The 22,100-nt window shown below is 74.8% G+C and carries 17 protein-coding genes; 7 read left to right on the forward strand and 10 right to left on the reverse strand.

The window, feature by feature from the left end:
• Positions 1-46: 46 nt before the first annotated feature.
• Positions 47-628, reverse strand: coding sequence for a helix-turn-helix domain-containing protein (locus ACIF6L_RS12545; protein WP_396489309.1), 582 nt, complete (start codon positions 626-628; stop codon positions 47-49).
• Between the two features lie 81 nt (positions 629-709).
• On the opposite strand from ACIF6L_RS12545, the gene def reads away from it, so the two are divergent.
• Positions 710-1,372 carry a peptide deformylase gene (gene def / locus ACIF6L_RS12550; RefSeq protein ID WP_396489307.1) on the forward strand — a complete coding sequence of 221 codons (663 nt, stop codon included), beginning with the start codon at positions 710-712 and terminating at the stop codon, positions 1,370-1,372.
• 164 nt (positions 1,373-1,536) lie between these two features.
• On the opposite strand, the gene ACIF6L_RS12555 is transcribed toward def, so the two are convergent.
• Complete coding sequence (locus ACIF6L_RS12555; protein ID WP_396489305.1) at positions 1,537-3,624, reverse strand: HelD family protein; 2,088 nt, start codon at positions 3,622-3,624, stop codon at positions 1,537-1,539.
• A gap of 707 nt (positions 3,625-4,331) precedes the next feature.
• Between ACIF6L_RS12555 and ACIF6L_RS12560 the strand changes: the two genes are divergently transcribed.
• The 3 genes from ACIF6L_RS12560 to ACIF6L_RS12570 all read left to right on the forward strand — a co-directional run bounded on the left by ACIF6L_RS12560 (position 4,332) and on the right by ACIF6L_RS12570 (position 8,183).
• Entirely contained in the window at positions 4,332-5,315 is a 984-nt protein-coding gene (locus ACIF6L_RS12560) for an aldo/keto reductase (protein ID WP_396489303.1), read from the forward strand.
• Positions 5,316-5,706: 391 nt separating this feature from the next.
• Positions 5,707-6,570 carry a helix-turn-helix domain-containing protein gene (locus ACIF6L_RS12565; protein ID WP_396489302.1) on the forward strand — a complete coding sequence of 288 codons (864 nt, stop codon included), beginning with the start codon at positions 5,707-5,709 and terminating at the stop codon, positions 6,568-6,570.
• A gap of 209 nt (positions 6,571-6,779) precedes the next feature.
• The gene (locus ACIF6L_RS12570; RefSeq protein ID WP_396489301.1) at positions 6,780-8,183 is read left to right on the forward strand and encodes an amidohydrolase family protein; all 1,404 of its coding nucleotides are present in this window, start codon (positions 6,780-6,782) and stop codon (positions 8,181-8,183) included.
• A gap of 202 nt (positions 8,184-8,385) precedes the next feature.
• On the opposite strand, the gene ACIF6L_RS12575 is transcribed toward ACIF6L_RS12570, so the two are convergent.
• Entirely contained in the window at positions 8,386-9,246 is an 861-nt protein-coding gene (locus ACIF6L_RS12575; protein WP_359838649.1) for an NAD(+)/NADH kinase, read from the reverse strand.
• Positions 9,247-9,421: 175 nt separating this feature from the next.
• Between ACIF6L_RS12575 and ACIF6L_RS12580 the strand changes: the two genes are divergently transcribed.
• The gene (locus ACIF6L_RS12580; RefSeq protein ID WP_396489299.1) at positions 9,422-10,294 is read left to right on the forward strand and encodes a serine hydrolase; all 873 of its coding nucleotides are present in this window, start codon (positions 9,422-9,424) and stop codon (positions 10,292-10,294) included.
• Positions 10,295-10,446: 152 nt separating this feature from the next.
• On the opposite strand, the gene ACIF6L_RS12585 is transcribed toward ACIF6L_RS12580, so the two are convergent.
• The 7 genes from ACIF6L_RS12585 to ACIF6L_RS12615 form a co-directional block, all read right to left on the reverse strand.
• Positions 10,447-11,616: an acyl-CoA dehydrogenase family protein gene (locus ACIF6L_RS12585; protein ID WP_396489297.1), complete on the reverse strand. Its 1,170-nt coding sequence runs from the start codon at positions 11,614-11,616 to the stop codon at positions 10,447-10,449.
• A 170-nt stretch (positions 11,617-11,786) separates the two neighbouring features.
• A complete protein-coding gene (locus ACIF6L_RS12590; protein ID WP_329485450.1) occupies positions 11,787-12,101 on the reverse strand; it encodes a hypothetical protein in 315 nt (104 codons plus the stop codon).
• A 156-nt stretch (positions 12,102-12,257) separates the two neighbouring features.
• On the reverse strand, positions 12,258-14,633 hold the full coding sequence (locus tag ACIF6L_RS12595; RefSeq protein WP_396489296.1) for a PQQ-binding-like beta-propeller repeat protein: 2,376 nt from the start codon (positions 14,631-14,633) through the stop codon (positions 12,258-12,260).
• 2 nt (positions 14,634-14,635) lie between these two features.
• Positions 14,636-16,921: a PQQ-binding-like beta-propeller repeat protein gene (locus ACIF6L_RS12600; protein ID WP_396492515.1), complete on the reverse strand. Its 2,286-nt coding sequence runs from the start codon at positions 16,919-16,921 to the stop codon at positions 14,636-14,638.
• A gap of 77 nt (positions 16,922-16,998) precedes the next feature.
• A complete protein-coding gene (locus tag ACIF6L_RS12605) occupies positions 16,999-17,661 on the reverse strand; it encodes an SGNH/GDSL hydrolase family protein (protein WP_359808542.1) in 663 nt (220 codons plus the stop codon).
• A gap of 68 nt (positions 17,662-17,729) precedes the next feature.
• Positions 17,730-19,229: an FAD-dependent oxidoreductase gene (locus tag ACIF6L_RS12610; protein ID WP_396489293.1), complete on the reverse strand. Its 1,500-nt coding sequence runs from the start codon at positions 19,227-19,229 to the stop codon at positions 17,730-17,732.
• 225 nt (positions 19,230-19,454) lie between these two features.
• Positions 19,455-19,964, reverse strand: a complete 510-nt coding sequence (locus tag ACIF6L_RS12615) for a GNAT family N-acetyltransferase (protein WP_380388823.1) — start codon at positions 19,962-19,964, stop codon at positions 19,455-19,457.
• 194 nt (positions 19,965-20,158) lie between these two features.
• On the opposite strand from ACIF6L_RS12615, the gene ACIF6L_RS12620 reads away from it, so the two are divergent.
• On the forward strand, positions 20,159-21,376 hold the full coding sequence (locus tag ACIF6L_RS12620) for an aminotransferase class V-fold PLP-dependent enzyme (protein WP_396489291.1): 1,218 nt from the start codon (positions 20,159-20,161) through the stop codon (positions 21,374-21,376).
• A 122-nt stretch (positions 21,377-21,498) separates the two neighbouring features.
• The gene (locus ACIF6L_RS12625) at positions 21,499-21,885 is read left to right on the forward strand and encodes a VOC family protein (protein ID WP_396489289.1); all 387 of its coding nucleotides are present in this window, start codon (positions 21,499-21,501) and stop codon (positions 21,883-21,885) included.
• The last annotated feature ends 215 nt before the right edge of the window (positions 21,886-22,100 follow it).

The raw sequence follows: 22,100 nt of genomic DNA on the forward strand, positions 1-22,100 counted from the left end.
TTCCGGGGTCCGGCCAAGTATGCCGAGCCCGGCGGTTGCCGGCCGCTCAGCCCCGCCGGCCCTCGTCGCCCGGCTGATCGGGGAGCAGGGGGAACAGCCGGGTGATGAGGGCCACCGGCCGGGCGCCCTCGGGCCGGGCCAAGGGGCGCTGTTCGCGGTGCTGGTAGGGGGCGAGCGCCTGCCGGACCGCGGCCGCGACCCCGCTCATCTCCTCGGGCGTCAGGTAGGCGACGGCACTGAACGCCTCGTCGTGCCGCCATGCGGCGGGCGCCAGCTCGCGTTGGCCGAGCCATCGTCGCCAGCTCTCGTCCTCCAGCCCCCGGGCCAGGTCGCCGAATTCCTCCGCCGAGGGAGCACCGGCCTCCGGCGCCTCCTGCCGCAGACGCCAGGGCCGTGCGCGGCCCCCGGTGTGCGGCGCTTCCTCGATGAGTCCGTGCCGGGCGAGCTGCCGCAGGTGGAACGAGCAGAGCCCGGAGCTGTGCCCCAGCCGTGTCGCCGCCTCGGTCGCCGTGACGGTGCCGACTTCGGCGAGCAGCTCCAGCAGCGCCGTGCGGACCTCGTGCGCGGGCAGCCGGTCCTCGGCCTGTCGGGACCGACCGGGTGGGGTGTTGACGTCTTCTTCAGTCACTTTGCAAAGTCTGCTACTTTGCAAAGTGACTGGCAAGCGGTCCATCGCAGGGTGGGCCAGAGGGTGAGTGGGGGAGACAGCATGTCCGTTCGTCACGAGCGGTCCGGTCCCGTCGACCGGCGGGTCCGGGTCCAGGGCAGACCGGTGGACTCCTACCCGGCGCTGTCACCCGAGGCGGAGCGCGGCTCGGTCCGCCGGGTCACGGAGGCGGGCGAGGAGGTCCTGCACCGCCCGTGCCGGGAGGTCACCGAGTTCGGCACGGCCGAACTGGCGGCACTGATCGACGACATGTTCCTCACCATGCACGTGGCCGAAGGCGCCGGCCTGGCCGCCAACCAGGTCGACGTCGACCTGCGGCTCTTCGTCTACGACTGCCCGGACGACGACGGGATCCGGCACGTCGGCCACATCCTCAACCCGGTCCTGGAGCTGCCGGAGCCGGGCGACCGCCGACTGGTCGACGACATGGAGGGCTGCCTCTCCGTGCCCGGTGCCGCCATGGCCGTCCCCCGCACCGACCACGCCGTCGTGCGCGGGTTCGACCAGGACGGCAAGCCGCTCGTCATCGAGGGGACCGGCTACTTCGCCCGGTGCCTGCAGCACGAGAGCGACCACCTCGACGGCCACACGTACCTGGACCGGCTGTCCAAGCGGGACCGCAGGGACGCACTCCGGCAGACGGTGGACCGCCGGGAGACCGTCTTCGCCCAACGCGCCGCCAGGGCCGCCACCTTCGCCCGCTGATGGGTCCGACGGCAGGGACCACGGGGGGCCCGTGCTCCCTGCCCGGACCTGCCCCGGCCTGGCTCGACGATCCCGGTCGGGTGGTCCGGCGGGTGGCTTGACGGGTGGTCTGACGGGTACGGTCGCGGCCCCGGCCGTCGGGTGACGGCCGGGGCCGGGCCGTGTCAGCCGGTGGCCTCCGCGGCGAGGGTGCACAGGCGCTTGGTGGCGCGGGTCAGGGCGACGTACAGGTCGCGTTCGCCGCCGGGGCGGGCGGCGGTGATGCCGTCCGGGTCGAACACGACGGCGGTGTCGAACTCCAGCCCGCGCGCCTGTGAGGCCGGCACCAGCCGGGCGTGCCGTTCGACGCCCGCGGCCGCGAGCTGCGCCGTCCGGTCGTCGGCGCAGATCACCCCGATCAACTCGCCGGGGTGCGCGGTGCCTTGCTCGCGCAGCTCCCGCAGGAGGGCGGTGACGAGCGACGCGCGGTCCGCGGCGAGGGTGCGCGGCACCTCACCGTGCCGGATCGAGCGGATCGGTGTGCGGTCCGGGGCGATCCGGGCGAGCAGGTCCTCGGTGACGGCGAGGATCTCCTGGGTGGTCCGGTAGCTGACGGTCAGGGTGCGCAGGTCGTAGCGCCGTCCGAGGTCCGGGCCGAGCGCCTCCTTCCAGTCCCGGGCCACCGTCGCCGGGCCCGCCTGGGCGAAGTCCCCGACCAGGGTCATCGACCGGCCCGGGCAGCGGCGCACGATCATCCGCCACTGCATGGCGGTGAGTTCCTGCGCCTCGTCGACGACGACGTGCCCGAACGTCTGCTCCGGCGGGCCGTCGACCAGGCCGGCCGCCTCGTCGAGGAGCGGCACGTCGCCGTCCGTCCAGGACGCCTCCGGAGTGCGCCGCAGCAGGGCCAACTGCGCGTCCGTGAACCGCTGCAGGTGCCCGGCCGGATCGTCGCCCTCCGCCAGCAGGGTGTGGACCACCTGGCCCGGCGTGAGCCGGGGCCACAAGTCTTCGACGGCCCGGTCGAGCGAGGCGTCGTCCAGCAGGTCGGCGCGGACGGCGTCGGCGTCGAACTCGTCGGCCCCGGTGGCCGGCGCGTCGTCGAGACCGAGGCGGCGCAGGTCCGCCGCCGCGGCCCGGTCGAGGTCGAGTCCGGTCAGCTCGGCGACCTGGGCGTCGATCTCCTCCAGCACCTCGGCGCCGCTGCGGGCCAGCTCGTCGACGAGGGCGTCGACCAGCAGCTCCTTGAACAGCCGGCGCGCCGGGTTGTGCGCGAGACCGTTGCTCCGCGCCGACTCCCGGGCCCGGACGACCTCCGCCTCCGGGAGCCGGATCCACTCCCGGCCGACCCGGACCTCGAAGTCGCCGCCCGGGGCCTGCCGGGACCGGACCACGGCGGCCAGCGCGTCGGCGAGTACGGAACTCCCCTTGAGGCGCGCCACCTCGAAGGGGTCCGCCGCGCCCGGCGCGACGCCCGCCAGTTCCTCGCACGTCGCCAGGACGACGTCGTTCTCGCCGAGCGAGGGCAGCACCTGGGAGATGTAGTCGAGGAACCGCGCGTTCGGCCCCAGCACGAGCACACCGCGCTCGGCCGCCCTCGGGAACGCGTACAGCACGTACGCGGCCCGGTGCAGCGCCACCACCGTCTTCCCGGTGCCCGGACCGCCCTGCACCACCGTCACCCCGCGGTGCGGCGACCGGACGATCGCGTCCTGCTCGACCTGGAGCGTGGCGACCGCCGCCCCCATCCGGCCGGTCCGCCTGGCCTGGAGCGCCGCCGCCAACGGACCGTCACCGACCACGTCCTGCTCGGTCGGTGCGGAGCCGTCGAGCAGTTCGTCGCTCACCCCCACCACCGTCCGGCCCGTCAGCCGCAGATGGCGCCGTCGCCGCAGCCCCATCGGGTGCACCGGCGTCGCCTCGTAGAACGGCCGTGCGGCCTCGGCCCGCCAGTCCACCAGTACCGGCAGCTCGTCGGAGTCCCGTTGCAGCCCCAGCCGCCCGATCCGCAGGACGGTCCCGTCCGCCAGGTCGATCCGGCCGAAGGCCAGCCCGTCCTCGGCCCCTTCCAACCGCCGTACCTCGCGCGCCAGTTGTCCGGCCGCCAAGTCCCTCTCGTACACCTCGCCCGCGCCGTCGGACGGCGCCGCGAGGACGCGCGCCAGCTGCTCCCGCACCCCGGCCAGCCGCTGGTCGAACAGGTCGCCCAGGGCGGAGACGTGCACCCGCTCAAGCTCCACCTCGCGGGCGGCAACCTCGTTGATCTGAGACAAGAAAGCCCTCTCGGCTCGATCCACCACTGTTTCGAGGCGCCACTATGCAGAGGGAATCCGGGAAAGTAAATATTGACCGAACCGGGTGGAATATGACCTCTGGTGCACACCCCCGGGCCGACCTGCCGTTCCGGGGCAGGATGCCGCTCGGCCCGTCGCCCGGTCGCGTGCTCGGCCGGACCGGCCGGTCGAGGACTGCCGAGTGACCGCCAGTCCGACCAGGCGGTCGAGCCGGCGGTGACCTGTCGGATGTGCCGGATGCTGCCGCCGGTGAAGGGGGCGAAGAACTCCAGGCGGCCGTCGGCGTTCGGGGCGACGACCGGGGCTCCGGCGACACCGCCGGCGAGCGGCCGCCAGTTCGACCAGCTCCCGTCGTCACCGGCGGTGTACTGCCAGCTGTGCCAGAGTGGCCCGCTCGCGCCGTCGTGGACGAAGATTTCCAAGCGGCCGTCCGCATTGCGCCCGGCCCAGGATTGGGCACGCGGCGCGGGTTTCTGACTGGACATCGGGAGACCGGGAAGGCGACTGCCCAGGGCTCCGGCCGAGGCGCTCCCGGCCTCGCGCGCTCCCCGTGCCCGAGGGCGCGCCGGAGAGGCGTCCGAGGGCGTCACGGCCGGTGCGCGCGTAACGTACAGGTGTCAACTACCTGCCGCCGGCCCGCACCGGGCCGGCCGGTCACCGGTCACCGGTCACGTAAGGGGAAGATCATGGAAGACCGAGCACTGGGCAGCCAGGGCCTGACCGTAGGCGTACAGGGTCTCGGCTGCATGGGGATGAGCGCCTTCTACGGCGCCACCGACGAGACCGAGTCCCTGGCGACCATCGACCGTGCGCTGGAGCTCGGCGTCACCCTGCTGGACACCGCCGAGAGCTACGGACCGTTCCGCAACGAGCAGCTGCTGGCCAAAGCGCTGCACGGGCGCCGGGCGGACGCGGTGGTGGCCACCAAGACCGGAGTGGAGCTCGCGGACGACGGTCGGGCGTCCGGGCTCAACGGCCACCCGGAGTACGTGCGGCGGGCGCTCGACCGGTCGCTGCGGCACCTGGGCACGGACTACGTCGACCTGTACTACCTGCACCGCATCGACCCCGGGGTGCCGATCGAGGAGACCGTCGGCGCGCTGGCCGAGCTGGTGGCCGCCGGCAAGATCCGCTACATCGGCGTCTGCGAGGCGTCCGCGCGGACCATCCGGCGTGCCCACGCCGTCCACCCGCTCACCGCCGTGCAGACCGAGTACTCGCTCTTCGAGCGCGGCATCGAGCACGACGGGGTGCGGGAGACGCTGCGGGAGCTGGGCATCGGTCTGGTCGCCTACTCCCCGCTGGGCCGCGGCTTCCTCTCCGGCGCGATCACCAGCCCCGACGACTTCGCCGCGGACGACTGGCGCCGGACGGATCCGCGCTTCCAGGGGAAGAACTTCGACCGCAACCTGGAGGTCGTGCGCGAGGTCCGCCGGATCGCCGCCGCCAAGGGCGTGACGCCCTCCCAGCTGGCGCTCGCCTGGGTCCGGCACCAGGGCGCCGTCGCCATCCCCGGCACCAAGCGCCGCAGCTACCTGGAGGAGAACGTCGCCGCGACCGAGGTGGCCCTCACCCCCGAGGACATCGCCGCGATCGAGGCGGTCGCACCCCACGGCGCGGTCACCGGCGACCGGTACCCGCCGGAGTACATGAAGACGCTCAACGGCTGACCGCCGGCCGACGGAGCCCGCGCTCCGGGGGTGTCAGCGCCACCAGGAGGGTGCGGCGGCCACCGCGGCGTCGACCAGGTCCGCCTTGGTCACGGCGTCGTCGCCGAGCCGGGCCGCGACGGCACCGGCGAAGCCGTGCGCCAGAAAGGCGGCGACGACGGGCCGGTTGGCGACCGGGACGTCCGGGACCAGGGGCGGGGTTGCCTGGGTGCGGCAGGGCCAGGCTCACCGGCCGCCGACAGGGTAGGAATGACCTCGTGCCGCCGGGCACCGCGGACCGCGGCCCGGCGATCCGATCCGCGTCGGATCGGCCCCGCGGGTGCGGTGCGGGACGCCCGGGCCTCCCGCACCGCACCCACGGAGCCGGCCTCCTCCTCCACCGGGTCGGGTCATGAGCGACGGCAGCAGTTCCTTGGGCGAGTACCTCCGAGCACGGCGCGAAGCCCTCCGGCCGCAGGGCGTGGGCCTGCCGGAGCACGGCCGCCGTCGGGTCCCGGGGCTGCGCCGCGAGGAGGTCGCGATGCTGGCGGGCGTGAGCGCCGACTACTACACGCGCCTGGAGCAGGGGCGCGAGGCCAATCCCTCGCCCCAGGTCGTCGACGCCGTCGCGGCCGCCCTCCACCTCGACGGCGAGGCGCTCGACCACCTGCGCCGACTCGTCCGGGCACCCCAGGAACGCCGGGGCGCGCCCGCCGGGCACGAACGCGTCGGCCCCCAGCTGCGGCGACTGCTCGACAGCTGGCCCGACACGCCCGCCTTCGTCCTGGGGCCCGCCCTGGACGTCCTGGCGTACAACCGCCTCGCCGGCGCCCTGCACAGCGGGTTCCAGAGGTTCGACAACCTGGCCGGGATGGCCTTCCTCGACCCCGCCGGCCGCTCCTTCTACCGGGACTGGGAGCACTCCGCGCACTCCTGCGTCGCCGAACTCCGCGCCGCCCACGGACACCACCCCGACTCGCCGCGGATCGCCGAAGTCGTCGCCACCCTGCGCGCGCGGAGCCCGGAGTTCGGCGAGCTGTGGGCCCGGCACGACGTGCGGGCCAAGACCCAGCAGTCGAAGCGGCTCGCGCACCCCGAGGTGGGCGCCCTGGAGATCGAGTTCTCCGCCTTCACCGTCAACGGCGCACCGCACCAGCAACTGGTCGTCTACCAGGCCGAACCCGCCGCTGCCGCCGCCCTGGCCGGACTCCGCGCCCGGGCCGGGCTCACCCCGGCGACGCGGGTGGCACCGGCCCGGGCGCTCAGCACCGGCTGACCCGGCGCGTCCTCCTGCCACACCCGCAACCCGGCCCGCCTCTACCGACGGGCCGGGTGTTCCGTATCCGTCGGCGCGGGTCGACACCGGCGCGCGCCGCGGCGGGTGGGTGCCCGGCACCCGGGGACGGCGCGGCCTGGTTCCGGCCACGGCGTAGCAGCAGGCTGGCTCCGCGGCAGTCGCCGCACCCACCGCCGGAAGGAACCCCCGTGCACGTCCCCCACGCCCGCCCCACCGCCGAAGACGCCGCCCTCGCCCGGATCCGGAGCCTGCCCGCCGACCGGCGGCGGATCCTGTTCACCGGCGCCACCGTCGTCACCATGGACCCGGCACTCGGCGTCCTCGACCGGGGCGACCTGCTCGTCGAGGGCGACACCGTCGCCGCCGTCGGGCCCGGCCTGAGCGCGGTCGACGCCGTCGTCGTCGACGCCACCGGCACGATCCTCTGCCCCGGCTTCGTCGACACCCACCGCCACGCCTGGGAGGCCCAGTTGCGCCGGATCATGCCGGACGTCGACGACCTGGGCGGCTACGTCACCGCGACCCTGGCCGGTTACGCCACCGTCTACCGGCCCGAGGACATGTACACCGGGACCAGGCTGGCCGCCCTGACCGCGATCGACAGCGGCATCACCACCATGCTCGACTTCTCCCACAACTCCCGCACCCGCGACCACTCCGACGCCGCCGTCCAGGCCCTCCTCGACACCGGCATCCGTGGCGTGCACGCCTCCATGGGCCCGCACTTCGGCACCTGGGACCAGCAGTGGCCCGGCGACCTCACCCGGCTCAGGGACCGCTACTTCGGCAGCGACGACCAACTGCTCACTCTGCGCCTGGCAGCCCTGGCCACCGAGGAGATCGCCGGCCCCGCGCTCGCCTACGGTCCCGAACTCGCCCGCGTCGCGGAGGACCTGGGCATCGGCGTGAGCGTGGACGCCGTCTTCGGCACGGCCTCCTCCGAGGCGGTGCTCCGCTGGGCGGAGCACGGCATCCTCGGCCCCGACGTCACCCTGATCCACGCCACCGGGCTCACCTCCGACGCCTGGAAGGCCATCGGGGAGACCGGCACCACCGTGGCACTCGCCCCCACCTCCGACGCCCAGATCGGCCTGGAGACCGCGATCCCCGCCGTGGACGAGGCCCTCGCCGCCGGCGTCCGCCCCGGCCTGAGCATCGACGTCGAAGTCGCCCTGGCCAGCGACATGTTCACCCAGATGCGGACCCTGCACGCCATCCAGCGAATGCGCGCCGTCAACGCCGCCCACGGCACCGACCGGCAGCCCTCCCGGATCACCACCCACGACGTGCTGGACTTCGCCACCCTCCAGGGCGCCCGCACCAACGGCCTCGCCGCCGTCACCGGCTCCCTCACCCCCGGCAAGAAGGCCGACCTGCTGGTGGTCCGGGCCGAGGACCTCAACAACATGCCGCTCAACGACCCGATCGGCACGCTCGTCCTCGGCTCCGACGCCCGCAACATCGCCGCGGTCCTGATCGACGGTGAGCCCCGCAAGTGGAACGGACACGTCCTCGACGTCGACCTGACCGCCCTGCGCGCCGACGTCCACGCCTCCCGCGCCCACGTGCTGAGCGCCCCGCCCACGTCCTGAGCGTCCCTGAGGCCCGGGGGCGTGACCACACCGCCGGTGACGTGGCCGGGGCCGGTCCCTCACCGGCCGCCGACGAGCGGCCGGGCGACGAGCGGCTCGGGCGACGAGCGGCTCGGGCGACGACGACCGCCTCCGGCCGACCCGAGCAGCGCACCGGCCGGGCACCGTCGGGAGACGGCCCTTCCTCGGGAGAGGGCCTTCCTCAGGCAGGTTCCGCCGAGCCGGTGAGCCGGAGCTTGCGCTGGGCGCGCTGGTAGAAGGTGGTGCGGCCGAGCCGGACGACCCGCGAGGCGGCGGGGAGCATCGTCACCTCGACGACGTCGCCCGGCCGGACGCGGCCGACCAGCAGGCCGTCGGCCTCGATGGCGAGGTCCCCGCTGTGCGGCAGGACCTCCAGGGCGAGCCGCTCCCCGCCGGAGAGGAACACGGACCGGTTGAACGCCGCGTGCGGGGCCACCGGCGTCACCAGCAGGCCCTCGGCGTTGGGGGAGACGATCGGCCCGCCGGCGGAGAAGCTGTACGCCGTGGAGCCGGTCGGCGTGGCCACGACGACGGCGTCGGCGGTGTACGACACGAAGGGCTGCCCCTGGACCCGGACCGCCACGGCCGCCGACCTGTGCCCGGGGCTGCGCAGCAGCACCACGTCGTTGAGCGCCGTCTCCCGGGAGTCACCGAACGTGGCCTGGACACCGGAGCGGGACTCCACGGTGAACCGCAGATCGTCGATCGCGTCGAGGGCGTCCGGCAGCTCCGGGATGTCGACCTCGGCGAGGAAGCCCAGCCGCCCGACGTTGACGCCCAGCACCGGGACCCGGCCCCCGGCGACCAGCCGCATCGCGCGCAGCATCGTGCCGTCCCCGCCCAGGCTGATCAGCAGATCGGCGGTGGCGGCCATCTCCTCGGCCCCGACCGCCACGGCGTCGCACCCGATCCGGGCCACCTCCGCCGTCAGTCCGAGGACCTTGGCGTCCCGCGCCCGGCTCCAGCGGACCACGGTGGCCACGGTGGGTGCGCTGGTCCGTTCGGGGTGGAGCACCAGCCCCACCGTGCCGATGAATCCCATCCCGGACCTCCTCGATCCCGATCGGCCCGCCTCGCTCCTCCCAGCATCCACCCGGACCGGGGGCGACGTCACCGGGACCCGGGCCGGCGCCCCCGGCACGCCGCCCCGCACACCGCCCCGGGCGGCCACGGTGCGTCATCGGCCGGGCGCCCGTCCCGTCCGCGATGATCGGGCGATGACCCTTCCGCTCCCCGCCGGCAGCCGCACCACGACCAGGCTGATCACCGCCGCGACCCTGCTGTTCGTGGCCTCGGAATCCGCACCGGCCGTCACCGGCCCCGCAGGCCCGGAGTCCGGCCGCTGCTCCTCGGTGGCCCACTCCCGGCCCGCCGAGGAGCTGACCCGCGCGATCACCCGCGTGGTGTCGGAGCGTCACAGCACCGTCGCCGTCGCGGTCGAGGACCCGGGCACCGGGCTGTCCTGCGCGGTCCGGGCCCGCGAGCGGTTCGACTCGGCCAGTGTCATCAAGGTGACGATCATGGGTGCGGTGCTGCGCCGCGCCCAGGACGAAGGGCGCGCGCTGACGCCGTTCGAGGAGGACAACCTGCGGCCGATGATCGTCCAGTCGGACAACGACGCGGCCACCGCCCTCTGGCGGGACCTGGGGCGGGCGCGGCTGGCGGAGTTCCTGCGCCTCTCCGGCATGGTGGACACCGTCCTCGCGGAGGGCGACCGGTGGGGGCGCACCCAGATCACCGCCGGTGACGAGATGAAGCAGCTCGCCGTCTTCGCCGCACCGGGCCCGGTGCTCACCCCGGAGCACCGCGCGTTCGGCCTGGACCTGATGAACCAGGTCGAGGAGGACCAGGCCTGGGGCGCCCCGCTCGGCGCCCCCGACGGCACCACCGTCCACGTGAAGAACGGCTGGGCGCCGCGGGAGCGCCACGCCTGGCACGTGCACAGCCTCGGGATCTTCACCGACCCGGGCGAGCCGTACCGCATCGCGATCCTCACCCGGGACAACCCCAGCGAGGAGTACGGGATCGACACCGTCCAGGCGGTCGCGCAGGTCGTCCACGCCGCCCGGGTGGCGGCGGCGAGCCGGTGACCGACCGCCGCCACCACCCGGGCTCCCCGGCCGGAGCCGCCTCCAGCCCTCCGTGCTCAGGAGCGTAGGTTGGCCGCGACGGCGTCCCGGACGGGTGTGGAGCCCGCGTTGAGTTCGAGGATCCGGCAGCGCCCGGGGGTCCTGGGCGGGCGTCAGACGAAGGCGCCGATGCCCGTCGCGGCGCGGCCGACGATCAGGGTGTTGATCTCCCGGGTGCCCTCGTAGGAGTACAGCGCCTCGGCGTCGGCGACGAAGCGGGCGATGCTGTAGTCCAGCACGATGCCGTTGCCCGCCAGCAGCTCGCGGCCCCAGCCGACGGTCTCCCGCATCCGGCTGGTGCAGTACGCCTTGGCCAGCGCGGAGTGCTCGTCCCGGAACGTGCCGGCGTCCTCCAGCTGCGCCAGCCGCACCACCATGCCCAGGCAGGCGGTGGCGTTGCCGAGCATCCGCACCAGCAGGTCCTGGACGAGCTGGAAGCGGGCGATCGGGCCGCCGAACTGCTCGCGCTCACGGGTGTAGTCCAGGGCGATCCGGTAGGCGCCCAGCATCACCCCGACCGCCTCCCAGGCCACCCCGCTCCGGGTGTGCCGCAGCACGTCGGCGGTGTCGCGGAAGCCCTCCGCCCGCTGCAGCCGGTCCGCTTCGGGGACCAGGCAGTCGGTGAGCACCACGTCCGCGTTCTCCACGGTGCGCAGGGCCATCTTGTTCTCGATCCTGGTGGCGGTGAAGCCGGGGTTGTCACCGTGCACCACGAAGCCCAGGACGTGGCCGCTCTCCTCGTCCTTGGCCCAGACGACCACCAGGTCCGCGAAGGTCGCGTTGCCGATCCAGCGCTTGGCGCCGTTGAGCACCCAGGTGTCGCCCTCGCGCCGGGCGGTGGTGCGCAGCCCGGCGGCGACGTCGGAGCCGCCCTGCGGCTCGGTCAGCGCGAAGGCGCCGATCTGCTCCATCCGGGTCATCGCCGGGAGCCAACGCTCGCGCTGCTCCGGCGAGCCGCAGCGGGCGATGCTGCCCATCGCCAGCCCGGCGTGGACCCCGTAGAAGGTCGACAGGGAGGCGTCCACCCTGGCCATCTCCAGGGCGATGAAGCCGTTCAGCAGGCTGCTGGCGGGATTCTCCCGGTAGGCGAGGCCGCAGATGCCCAGCTCGGCGTAGCGGGGGATCAGGTGGTGCGGGAACGCGGCCCGGCCCCACCACTCGTTGGCGTGCGGGGCGACCTCCTGCCGCAGGAAGTCACGGACCCGCCGCAGCACCTCGGCCTCCTCGGGGACCAGCAGGTCCTCGAACCGGTACAGGTCCTCGACCAGTACGTCGTCGGTCATGGGTGTGCTCCTCGGCTCGGTGACGACAGGGGCGGCGACATCGGTGCCGCCACCATGCCCCGCCTACCCCTTGATCGCCCTCCAAACGCAGCCCGGCGGACGGGCGACCGGGTACGGCACCGGCCCGGCCGCGGTCGACGCGCGGGAGGAGCGGATGCCGGCGGGCCGCCTCACGGCTCCTGGGCGCGGCCCGCGGCGGCGGCCCAGGCGAGGCCGATCACCACGGCGAGCACCATCAGCACCGCGCCGAGCCCGATGGACGTCCAGCCGCCGCTGGTCAGGCTGTTCAACTGCTCCTGGTAGGTGGCGTCGTGGGGCTCGGGCATGCCCTCGGAGAACGACCCGGTGACCTTGGGGTGGCAGACGTCGCCCGGCACCATCGGTTTGCCGTAGCAGGTGGGTACGGCGGTGTTCAGCTTGCTGACGCCGGACAGGATCAGGCCCGCCCCGCCGGCGAGTACGAGCAGCAGGATGACGAATCCCATGACCGGTGCGGACCCCCGTCCCGGCGCTGCCGCCGAACCGGCGCGCCCTCGTTCGCTTCGACGCGGCACCCGGCCCGGCCGGTTCCGCTGCCCGGCGGGTTCCTCGCCCCGACCGGGTTCCCCGCCTCGCCCGGCTCCCGGCCGGGGCGGGCGGGTTCAGCCGTGGGCCGCCTTGCCGTCGGCGGCGATCGCCGCCAGGCCCTTGTCGGTCGGGCCGTAGATCCGCCCGCCGCCCGCCCAGTACGGCACGGGGGTCGTCGAACCTCCGTTGGGGTGGAACCCGAAGGTCCAGCGGGGTGCGCCGGTGGCCGGGTCCAGCGCCCAGACCTTGCCGTGGACCCAGATGTAGACGGTGCCGTCCGCGTAGTGCGCCGCCATGTCGAGGAGCGGCGCGCTCGCCAGCGAGCCCGACCAGTGGACGGCGCCGGTCCGGGCGTCGAAGGACTGGACGACCACCACTCCCTTCGCGTAGTGCGATCCCACGGCGAAGACGGTGGTGCCGTCGGGGCTCGCCACGGCGCTCCGGAAGTTGCACTCCCCGGCCGACTGCCACACCACCTTGCCGTCCGCCGGGTCGACCGCGTACAGCCGGTCGGCGAGGTGGAGGAAGTAGCCGCCGGCCGAGGTGTGCGGGCCGTCGGCGAAGTAGGGCAGCCCGGGCACGAGGGCGCCACTGCCGGGGGCCAGCTGCTCCCAGAGGCTCTTTCCGCCGTTGCCGGTGTCGAGCGCCTCCAGCTTCCCGGTCCTCCGGTAGGTGGTGAGGTCCATCGCGTAGGTCTCGAACAGCAGGCGGGTCCCGGCGGACGGGACGGAGAGCCTGGAGTTCTCCAGGACGTCGTGCGGGCGCACCAGTTGCCACCGGAGCCGGCCCGTGGCCGGCTCCACCGCCCAGACGAAGGCCGCCGCGTAGGTGACCGGGGCGGTCGGGTCGGCCAGGTGGAAGGTGCCCTTCGCCTCGCCGGCGACGTAGACGAGGCCGTCGAGGAGGCCGACCACCGAGGCGGACGGCGAGACGTGCAGGTCGGGCGGGGAGAGGGTCCAGGCGGCGGCGCCGGTCGCGAGGTCGACGGCCTTGAGGGCGTACGTCAAGTTGCCGGGGCCGCCATAGCCCATCAGGTAGGCCATGGTGGCGTCGACGGCCACCGGGCGGTCGCCGAGGCCGGCGCCGGACGGCGAGGTGTAGTTGGTCAACGGCCCCCAGCGGGTCTGCCCGGCGCGGTCGACCGCCCACACGCCCGTCATCCCGGCGGCCACGACGGTGTCGCCGCTCCCGGTCAGCGCGATCACCGGTTCGACCAGCGGAACCGTCCAGAGCGGGGTCGCCACCACGTCCGTGTCCAGCGAGCGCGAGGAGTCGGTCGGGTCGGCGGCCGGCGCCGTCGCCGGCGGGCCACCGGCTCCGGGGGTCTTCGGCTTCTCGGGCGCGCCGCCGCCGGTGAGGAACACCGTGCCGCCGCCGGCCGCGGCCACCACCACCCCGCCGGCCAGGCCGAGCAGCAGTTTGCGTCGACCGGGCCGGGGCCGGACGTCGACCGGTCCGAGCCGCACCGTCTGCCGCGCGGTCGGCGGCGAGTCCGGGCCCGCCGCCGGCTGCCCGGGCGGCAGCGGCGGCAGGGGCGGCAGCCCGGACGGCGGCAGGGCCGCCGCGGCGGACGACGGGGCCATCACGGCCGCCGCCTCCTCGATCGCCGCGACCAGCGCGGGGTGCAGCCACGTCCCCGGGGTCAGCGGTCCCGCGCCCTGGGAGGCGGCGAGCTGCTGCGGCGTCGGCCGGTCGCCCGGGGCCTTGGCCAGGCAGGCGGCGACCAGCAACCGAACTCCGGCGGGCACCGCCGCGAGGTCCGGCTCCTCGTGCACCACCTGGTACAGGACGTGCAGCGGATGCCCGCCGCCGAACGGCGCGGTCCCGCCGGTACCGGCGTAGGCCAGCGTCGAGCCGAGCGAGAACACGTCGCTCGGCGGGCCCGCCCGCTCGCCGCTCGCCTGTTCCGGCGACATGAAGGCGGCCGAGCCGAGGACGGTGCCCTCGGCGGTCAGTGCGGTGCCGTCGGCCGCCCGGGCGATGCCGAAGTCGATGACGTGCGGCCCGTCCAGCGCCAGCAGCACGTTGCTCGGCTTGAGGTCCCGGTGGATCAGCCCGGCGGCGTGGATGTTCCTCAGTTCCTCGGCGATCCCGGCCGCCAGGATGCGCAGCACGTGCTCGGGGAACGCGCCGACCAGCCGGACCGCCTCGTCCAGCGCGATCCCGGGCACGAAGGCGGTCGCCATCCAGGGCACGGGCGCGTCGGTGTCGGCGTCCACGACCGGGGCGGTGAACGCGGAGGAGGCCGCCCGGGCCGCGTTCACCTCGGCCCGGAAGCGGGCGCGGAACCCCGGGTCGGCGGCCAGTTCGGGCCGGACCACCTTGACCGCGACGGTCCGGCCGCCCGCCGACCGGCCGAGGTAGACCACCCCCATGCCCCCGGCGCCCAGCCTGCCGAGCAGGGCGTACGGGCCGATCCGGGTGGGGTCGGCGGGTTCCAGCCGGCGCATGCTCAGGCCCCTTTCGCGGGCAGCGAGGTGATCGTCCGGGTCGTCGTGTCGGAGACGCAGAGCCGTCCGGCGCCGGCGCTCCAGGCCAGCTTCGTGGCGTCCCGGCCCTTGAGCCCGGAGTACTTCCAGCGGGCCTTGCCGTCGGCCGGGTCGAGCGCCCACAGCACGGCGTCGGCGCCCATCCGGTAGAGGTTGCCGTCGGCGCGGAGCAGGCGGGCCCCGAGGAAGGGGGCGTCGGGGGAGTCGGGCGGCAGCGGGGTCCGCCAGCCGGGGCGGCCGTTCGCCGGGTCCACGGTGCCGATCGAGCAACCGCCGTCCCCGTCCCGCCAGAGGAGGTAGAGCAGGCGGCCGTCCTCGCTGGTGGCGAAGCCGTCACCGAGCTTCGAGGCGCCGACGACGCCGCTCGCCGTCCACGCCGGGGCGCCGGTGTCCGGGTCCAGGGCGGTCAGCGTGCCGTCCTTGTCCGGGGCGAGCACGTACCTCCCGGCGGTTCCGAGGCCGAACGCGGCGAGCCTGCGTTCCCAGACGGTCCCGCCCTTCGCGTCCAGGGCCTTCAGCTGGTCGAGGTCGGAGACCACGATCCGGTCGTCCGTCGGCACCGTCGACTGGAGCAGCATGGTGTCCTCGCCGTGGAACCAGAGGCTCTGCCGGGTGGCGAGGTCCACCGCCCAGACGTGGGTGCCGGCCGGGACGAGGTCACCGTGGTCGTTGCCGTCGCCGAAGCCGAGCCAGTAGGCCTTGCCGGCGCGGATCCCGGCGAAGGAGAGGACGCCCGCCGCGTTCTTCCGGCCCTGCGGCAGCCGCCAGTCGAGTCTGCCCTCGGCCAGGGTGAACGCCAGGAGCTCGGGCGCCGTGGGTGACCCTCCGAAGGCGTAGAGCCGGTCGCCGTCGAGCCCGGCGACGGACCGCGGGGTGGTCGGGTCGATCGCGAAGGCGCCGCCCACGGTGGCGCCGTCCACCGTCCACTTGGTGCGGCCGGTGTCGTCCACCCCCCAGATGTTGAGGATGGAGACGCCGACCACCACGCCGTCCGCGGAGAGCACCTGGGGACAGGGGTTCGGCTGGGTCGCCTGCCAGCTCGGCCCGACCTCGGGCACGTCGGCGCCCGAGGGGCGGACGGGGGCGGACGGCGTGCTGCCGCCCGTGCTGCCGGCCGTGGCGCCGCGGCCGCCCCGGTCGTTCAGCAGCGCGATCGTGGTGGCGGCCCCCGCCGCCGCGAGCACGCCGCCGCCGACGCCGAACAGCACCGTCCGGCGGCTCGGGCGGCGGGCGGGCACCGCGTCCTCGGGGCCGGGGTCGGCGGGCAGCGGCGGCGCCGCGGGGGGAGCGCCGGGCGGGCCCGGGTCCGGGAGGGGCAGCGCGGTCAGCACACCGCGTGCGGCGATCACGTCCGTCGCGACGGCCGGCGGGAGCCAGCCGTCCGCCGGGTCCGGGCGGCCGATCCGCTCCACCAGCTCGACCAGTTGGCGCGGTGTCGGGCGGTGGTTCGGGTTCTTGGCGAGGCACCCGGCGACCAGGTGCCGGATCCCGTCCGGCAGGCCGCTCAGGTCCGGGTCGGTGTTCACCACCCGGAACAGCACCGCCGCCCCGGCGCCGTCGCCGAACAGCCGGGTGCCGAGCGCGGCGTAGGCGACCGTCGAGCCCAGCGCGAACACGTCGCTCGCCGGGGTGAGCGGCTCGCCCAACGCCTGTTCCGGCGACATGTACGGCGCCGACCCGATGACCGCGCCGGTCGTGGTCAGCCCGGTGCCGTCGGCCGCCCGGGAGATCCCGAAGTCGATGACGTGCGGCCCGTCCAGTGCCAGCAGCACGTTGCCGGGCTTCAGGTCACGGTGGATCAGCCCGGCCCGGTGCACCTCGGTCAGCGCCTCCGCCAGCCCGGCGGCCAGCGTCCGCACGGTCACCCCGGGCAGCGGGCCGTGCCGGGCCACCGCGTCCTGGAGCGGGACGCCGACCACGAACGCGGTCGCCATCCAGGGCGTGGCGGCCTCGGTGTCGGCGTCCACCACCGGGGCGGTGAACGCCCCGGAGACCTGCCGGGCCGCCGCGACCTCCTGCCGGAAGCGCGCCCGGAAGGACCCGTCCCCGGCCAGCTCCGGCCGCACCACCTTGACCGCGACGGTCCGCCCGCCGGCCGACCGCCCCAGATACACCGCGCCCATGCCGCCAGCCCCGAGCCGCCCCATCAGCGTGTACGGCCCGGCCTGACGTGGGTCCCCGGCCCCGAGTCGCTCCAACGTGTCCCCCTCCCGTGAGCCCTCACAGGCTAGGGGGAACGGTGGGGTCATGACAGGCGATCACCGGTTTCCCGCAGGAACCCGGTCCGGCCGGCTGCTCACGGGAAACCGGCGATCGCCGGCGGAGGTCAGGCGACCAGGCGAAGCCAGGCCGCCGCGAGCGCGGCGTGGGCGGGCGGTGTCGGGTGCACGCCGTCCTCGGACCAGTGCTCCGGTCCAGCCGTCGCGCAGAGTTCGGCGAACATGCCGTCGGCCGCGAGCAGGTGAGCCCCGTAGGTGCGGGCGAGCTCGCGCACGACCTGGATCTTCGGGTCCAGATCGGCCCGCCACTGCTTCCGGATCCCGGCGTCGACCAGGGCGTCGCCCGCCTCGACGGTGGCGCCGATCGGCAGGAGGAACGGTTCGACGAGGATCAGCTCGGTGCCGGCCGCGGCGAGCGGAGCGAGCAGGCGGTCGTAGCCGGCCGCGAAGTCCTCCACGGGGACCACGTGTCCCTCCGGGGCGATCGTGTGCCAGCCGACGTCGTTGATGCCGACGAGGACCGACACCACGTCCGGGCGCGCGTCGAGCACGTCCGCCTGCCAACGGGCTTCGAGGTCCCGCACCTTGTCGCCCGGGACCGCGGAGTTCAGCCAGGTCACGGCCCGCTCGGGGTGCCGCAGCCCCCACTCGCCCGCGATCCGCAGCGGGTAGCCGGAGCCGAGGCCGTGCTCGGTCGCCGGCCGCCCGCAGTCGGTGATCGAATCGCCGGTGAACATCACCGTGCTCCCGGGGCGGAGGTTGATCGTCATGGGCGTGCTCCTGGAAGTCGGTCGAGCAGGGGAGAGGAGGGGAGAGGAGGGGAGGAGCCGGGACCGCGTCAGGACGCCGGAGCGCCGAACCACCGGTCGGCGGCGGAGGCGAGCGACTTGCGGTCGGGGTCGTGGCCGTCCGCCCAGGCGACGGTGCCGTCGGGCCGGACGAGTACGGCGCCGAACCCGAGGTCGTTCGCGGCCGGCCCGGCCGCGTACCGGATCCGGCTCTCCCGGTCCCCGGCCGCCTCGCGCAGGTGCCGGTCGGCCGTGAAGTCGAGCAGGACGCCCCGGCCGTCCCGCAGCAGCTCGCCGAGGCGGGTGCCGTCCCCGAGGAGGAAGTCCGGGGCGCTGCGGCCGACCAGCGGGTTCTCGTCGCCGAGGTCGTAGCGGACCGAGGCGCCCGATATCCGCTCGAATACGAAGGTCGCTCCGTCACGGGTGCCGATCAGCTCGCGCACCACCGCCTGGATCGCCCGCCCGTGCGGGTCCGGCCGCATGGCCGCTACCTGGGCGCGCGTCCAGTCGAGCACCGCGGCGCCGACCGGGTGGCGCTCCCGGGTGTAGCTGTCGAGGAGTCCGTCCGGCGCGTGCCCGTGCACGGTCGCCGCGAGCTTCCAGCCCAGGTTCACGGCGTCGCCGATGCCGGTGTTGAGCCCCTGGCCGCCCAGCGGGGAGTGGATGTGCGCGGCGTCGCCCGCGAGCAGGACGCGCCCCTGCCGGTAGGTCGTCGTCTGCATCGCCCGGTCGGTGAAGGTCGACACCAGGTCGACCTCGCCCAGCGTCACGTCCGTCCCGGAGACCCGGCGCAGCACCGACTGGAGGTGCGCGCGGGTGGGCGGCTGCGAGCGGTCGAACGCGCCGCCGTCGAAGTCCATCATGGCGACGTGCCCCTTGCCGGGCATCCGGACGTACAGGCCCGTCGGCGTGAGGTTGAAGCCGAAAGCCAGCTCCTCGGGATCGGCCAGGGTAGCGCGCATCGAGTAGCCGGTGAGCTGCGGCCCGGTGCCGACGAAGTCGAAGCCCGTGAGCCGGCGCACGGCGCTGCGTCCGCCGTCGCAGCCGACCAGCCAGCGCGCCGGGTACGAGTCCTCGCCCGCCCGGGCCACCACGCCCTCGTCGTCCTGGGTGACCGCCGAGACCGTGACGCCGCGCCTGATCTCCACACCGAGTGCGGTTGCCCGCTCGGACAGCAGCCCCTCGACCACGTCGAGGGACGCCATCATGCTCTCCGTGGCCGAGCCGGGAAGCCGGAACGGCAGGGCGGCGACGTCGATCCTGGCCGGGTCGAGCATCATTCCGCCGAAGTGGCCGCCCAGGCGCGGCCGGGCCGACCCGGGAGCGTCGTCGAGACCGGCGGCCTTCCGCAGCCGGTCCAGCAGCCCCCGGCGGTGGAACGCCTCGGCCGACGCGGTGTTGAGGCCCCGGCTCCCGAGCGGCGCCGCCCGCCAGGGGGAGCCGGGCTCGGCCTCCCGTTCGAGAACCAGGACCGAACAGCCCGCGAGGCCGAGCTCACAGGCGAGGAACAGACCGACCGGGCCGGCGCCCACGATTACCACGTCATGCACGGGAACTCCCCTCCGAAGCCTGAACCCTTCAGGCACTCCGAGGTTCCACCGGGCCACTGATGGATCGCACACAGCTCACTGACACAACATCACAGGCCGCTGACAGCGCGCCTGCACGGGCGGGCGATCCAGGCGGTGCGCGGGCGGCACGACCGGCAGGAGGGGGCGGCCGCGGCCGCCGCGGTGTGGCGCCGGGGCAGCCGCGGCCGGCGGGAGACGGCCCGGTCAGGCGCCCTCGACGGTCTCGGTGCGGTGGACGCGCAAACCCCGGCGCAGGTAGTTGCCCAGCGCGGTCGGGTGGTCGTTCGAATCGGTGTGCAGCCACACCCTGCGGACCGACTCCGCCTCGAACGGCTCGGTCGCCCAGGCCTGCCGCAGGGCGAGGGTGAGCGCGTGGCCGCCGAGCCCCTGCCCGACGTACTCCGGCAGGAGCCCGAAGGTGACGATCTCCACCTCCCCGCCGGCCTGGGGCTCCAGGGCGGCGATCCCGGCCGTCGTGCCCGACAGTTCGACCAGCCAGTACTGGCGGTGCGGGTGCGCCCGCGCCAGCTCCGTCCACTGCTGGTCGGTCCGGCTGGAACTGCGCCAGCCGTACGCGGCCCCGACCCGGGCCTGGACCGAACGCACCAGCGCCGACAAGCCCTCCTCGCGCCGCAGCTCCATCCCGGGCACCGCCCGACCCGGCGTCAGCTCCTCGCGACCGGTCATCTCCAGATACGTGACGATCTTTCCCATCCCGGCACGCTACCGGGCCGGGCGCCGTGCCCGCACCGGAGGGCGCGAGCACCACGGGCCGGCCCGGGCCCGGGGCCCGAACCGGGGGCCGCGGTAAGCACCGTAGGCCTCGGACGTCATGATGGACCGGATTCTCCGGCAGTCCCACCGGACGACCCTCACCCTGCGACCGACGGCACCCTCCTGGAGACGACATGAGTCCCGCCCCGCTTCCCCTGCTGCTGCCGGACGGCCGGCCCGCCGCCGGCGCCTGGACGCTGGATCCGGCGCTGACCCACCTCAACCACGGCTCCTTCGGCGCCGTCCCGGAGGTCGCGCAGCAGGAGCAGCAGCGGCTGCGTGCCGAGATGGACCGGGCGCCGGTGGTGTGGTTCCCGGCCCTGCCCGGGCGGGTGGCGGCCGCCCGGTCGAAGGTCGCGGACTTCCTCCGGGTCGACCCGCGCGACCTCGCCCTCGTGCCCAACGCCAGCGCGGGCGCGAGCGTCGTGTACGGCAACCTCCCGGCCCGGCCCGGCGGCGATGTGCTGGTCACCGACCACGGCTACGGCGCCGTCACCATGGGCGCCGAGCGGCTGGCCCGCCGCTGGGGCGGCAGCGTCCGGACGGCACGGGTGCCGCTTGACGCCACGGCCGAGGAGGCCTGCGCCGCGGTGCTCGCCGAGGTCACCGACCGGACCGCGCTGATCGTCCTCGACCACATCACCTCGGCCACCGCCCGCTGGATGCCGGTGAAGGAGATCGGCGCGGCGGCCCGGGAGCTGGGCATCCCCCTGCTGATAGACGGGGCCCACGTACCGGGCCTGGCCGAAGACCCCCTGGCCGGGCTGGAGTTCGACGTCTGGGTCGGCAACCTGCACAAGTTCGGCTGCTCCCCGCGCGGCGCCTCGGCCCTGGTGGTCCGCAGCGAACTCCGTCACCAGCTCTACCCGTTGATCGACTCCTGGGCGGTCGAAGCCCCGTTCCCCGAGCGCTTCGACACCCAGGGCACGATCGACGCCAGCAGCTACCTGGCGGCCCCGGAGGCGCTGGGCTTCATCGAGCGGACCTGGGGCTGGGCGGCCGCCCGCGACTACCTGCGCGAGCTGGCGGACTACGCCGAACGCATCGTCGGCGAGGCCGTCACGAAGCTGACCGGCGAGAGCGCCGCCGTCGACGTCGGCATGCCGGTGAACGCCCTGCGGCTGGTCCGGCTCCCCGACGGCCTGGCCGCCACCCGCCTCGAAGCCGACGCCCTGCGCGACCGGGTCGCGGCCGAGCTGGGCGTCGAGGCCGCGTTCACCAGCTTCGACGGCGTCGGCTACTTCCGCCTCTCGACCCACGTCTACAACACGGCCGCCGACTACGAGGACTTCGCCGAGCGCTGCGTCCCCGTGCTCGGCAGCTGGGCCCGCGGCACGGCGGAGCGGCACTGAGCCGGCCTCCGACGGGAGGCCGCCACCTCCCGTCGGAGGCCTCCGAGCCGCCGGGGCCGGAACCGGCGGCTCGGGGGAGCACCGAGGCCGGCCGCCCGGCCCGGCTCCGTACACTGGCGGGCATGGCATGCCGCATCAGTGAGCTGGTCATCGACTGTGCCGACCCCGAGCAACTCGCCGCGTTCTGGAGCGAGGTCCTCGGCTACGTCGAACTCGGCCGGGAGGCCGACGGGAGCATCGAGATCGGGCCGCCCGGCGTCGGCTTCGGCGGCCCGCAGCCCACCCTGGTCCTCAGCCCCAGTGGTGACCCCCGGCCCGGGAGGAAGCTCCGGCTGCACATCGACGTCAGCCCGACCGACCGGGACCAGGACGCCGAACTGGCCCGGCTGCTCGCGCTCGGCGCCAGGCCCGTCGACATCGGCCAGACCGGCGCCGAGGACTGGCACGTGCTGGCCGACCCGGAGGGCAACGAGTTCTGCCTCCTGCGCACCCGGCTCCAGCCCCGCTGACTGCTGAGCGAGCGCCCGCGGCGCTGCGCTGTCCGCGTGTGGTCCGGGCGAGGTGGCAGTGTGGTCCGCGTGTGCTCCGGGTGAGGCCCACGGAAGGACCCGGCGAGCCCCGGGAGGCCGAAGGCGCGCGGCCAGACCGTGCAGGATCCGGGAACCCCGGGAGAATCGGAGGCGGACCGGTTCGGCCGCGCGTCGGCCGCCCGGTTCCGCCGGTT

Source organism: Kitasatospora sp. NPDC086009 (assembly GCF_044540385.1).
Lineage (GTDB): Bacteria > Actinomycetota > Actinomycetes > Streptomycetales > Streptomycetaceae > Kitasatospora.

What these genes read in the sequence shown, in the direction of transcription:
- def (WP_396489307.1), top strand. Translation starts at nt 710, where the DNA reads ATGTCCGTTCGTCACGAGCGGTCCGGTCCCGTCGACCGGCGGGTCCGG.
- ACIF6L_RS12560 (WP_396489303.1), top strand. Translation starts at nt 4,332, where the DNA reads ATGGAAGACCGAGCACTGGGCAGCCAGGGCCTGACCGTAGGCGTACAG.
- ACIF6L_RS12565 (WP_396489302.1), top strand. Translation starts at nt 5,707, where the DNA reads ATGAGCGACGGCAGCAGTTCCTTGGGCGAGTACCTCCGAGCACGGCGC.
- ACIF6L_RS12575 (WP_359838649.1), bottom strand. Translation starts at nt 9,246, where the DNA reads ATGGGATTCATCGGCACGGTGGGGCTGGTGCTCCACCCCGAACGGACC.
- ACIF6L_RS12580 (WP_396489299.1), top strand. Translation starts at nt 9,422, where the DNA reads ATGACCCTTCCGCTCCCCGCCGGCAGCCGCACCACGACCAGGCTGATC.
- ACIF6L_RS12585 (WP_396489297.1), bottom strand. Translation starts at nt 11,616, where the DNA reads ATGACCGACGACGTACTGGTCGAGGACCTGTACCGGTTCGAGGACCTG.
- ACIF6L_RS12590 (WP_329485450.1), bottom strand. Translation starts at nt 12,101, where the DNA reads ATGGGATTCGTCATCCTGCTGCTCGTACTCGCCGGCGGGGCGGGCCTG.
- ACIF6L_RS12595 (WP_396489296.1), bottom strand. Translation starts at nt 14,633, where the DNA reads ATGCGCCGGCTGGAACCCGCCGACCCCACCCGGATCGGCCCGTACGCC.
- ACIF6L_RS12600 (WP_396492515.1), bottom strand. Translation starts at nt 16,921, where the DNA reads ATGACCCCACCGTTCCCCCTAGCCTGTGAGGGCTCACGGGAGGGGGAC.
- ACIF6L_RS12605 (WP_359808542.1), bottom strand. Translation starts at nt 17,661, where the DNA reads ATGACGATCAACCTCCGCCCCGGGAGCACGGTGATGTTCACCGGCGAT.
- ACIF6L_RS12615 (WP_380388823.1), bottom strand. Translation starts at nt 19,964, where the DNA reads ATGGGAAAGATCGTCACGTATCTGGAGATGACCGGTCGCGAGGAGCTG.
- ACIF6L_RS12620 (WP_396489291.1), top strand. Translation starts at nt 20,159, where the DNA reads ATGAGTCCCGCCCCGCTTCCCCTGCTGCTGCCGGACGGCCGGCCCGCC.
- ACIF6L_RS12625 (WP_396489289.1), top strand. Translation starts at nt 21,499, where the DNA reads ATGGCATGCCGCATCAGTGAGCTGGTCATCGACTGTGCCGACCCCGAG.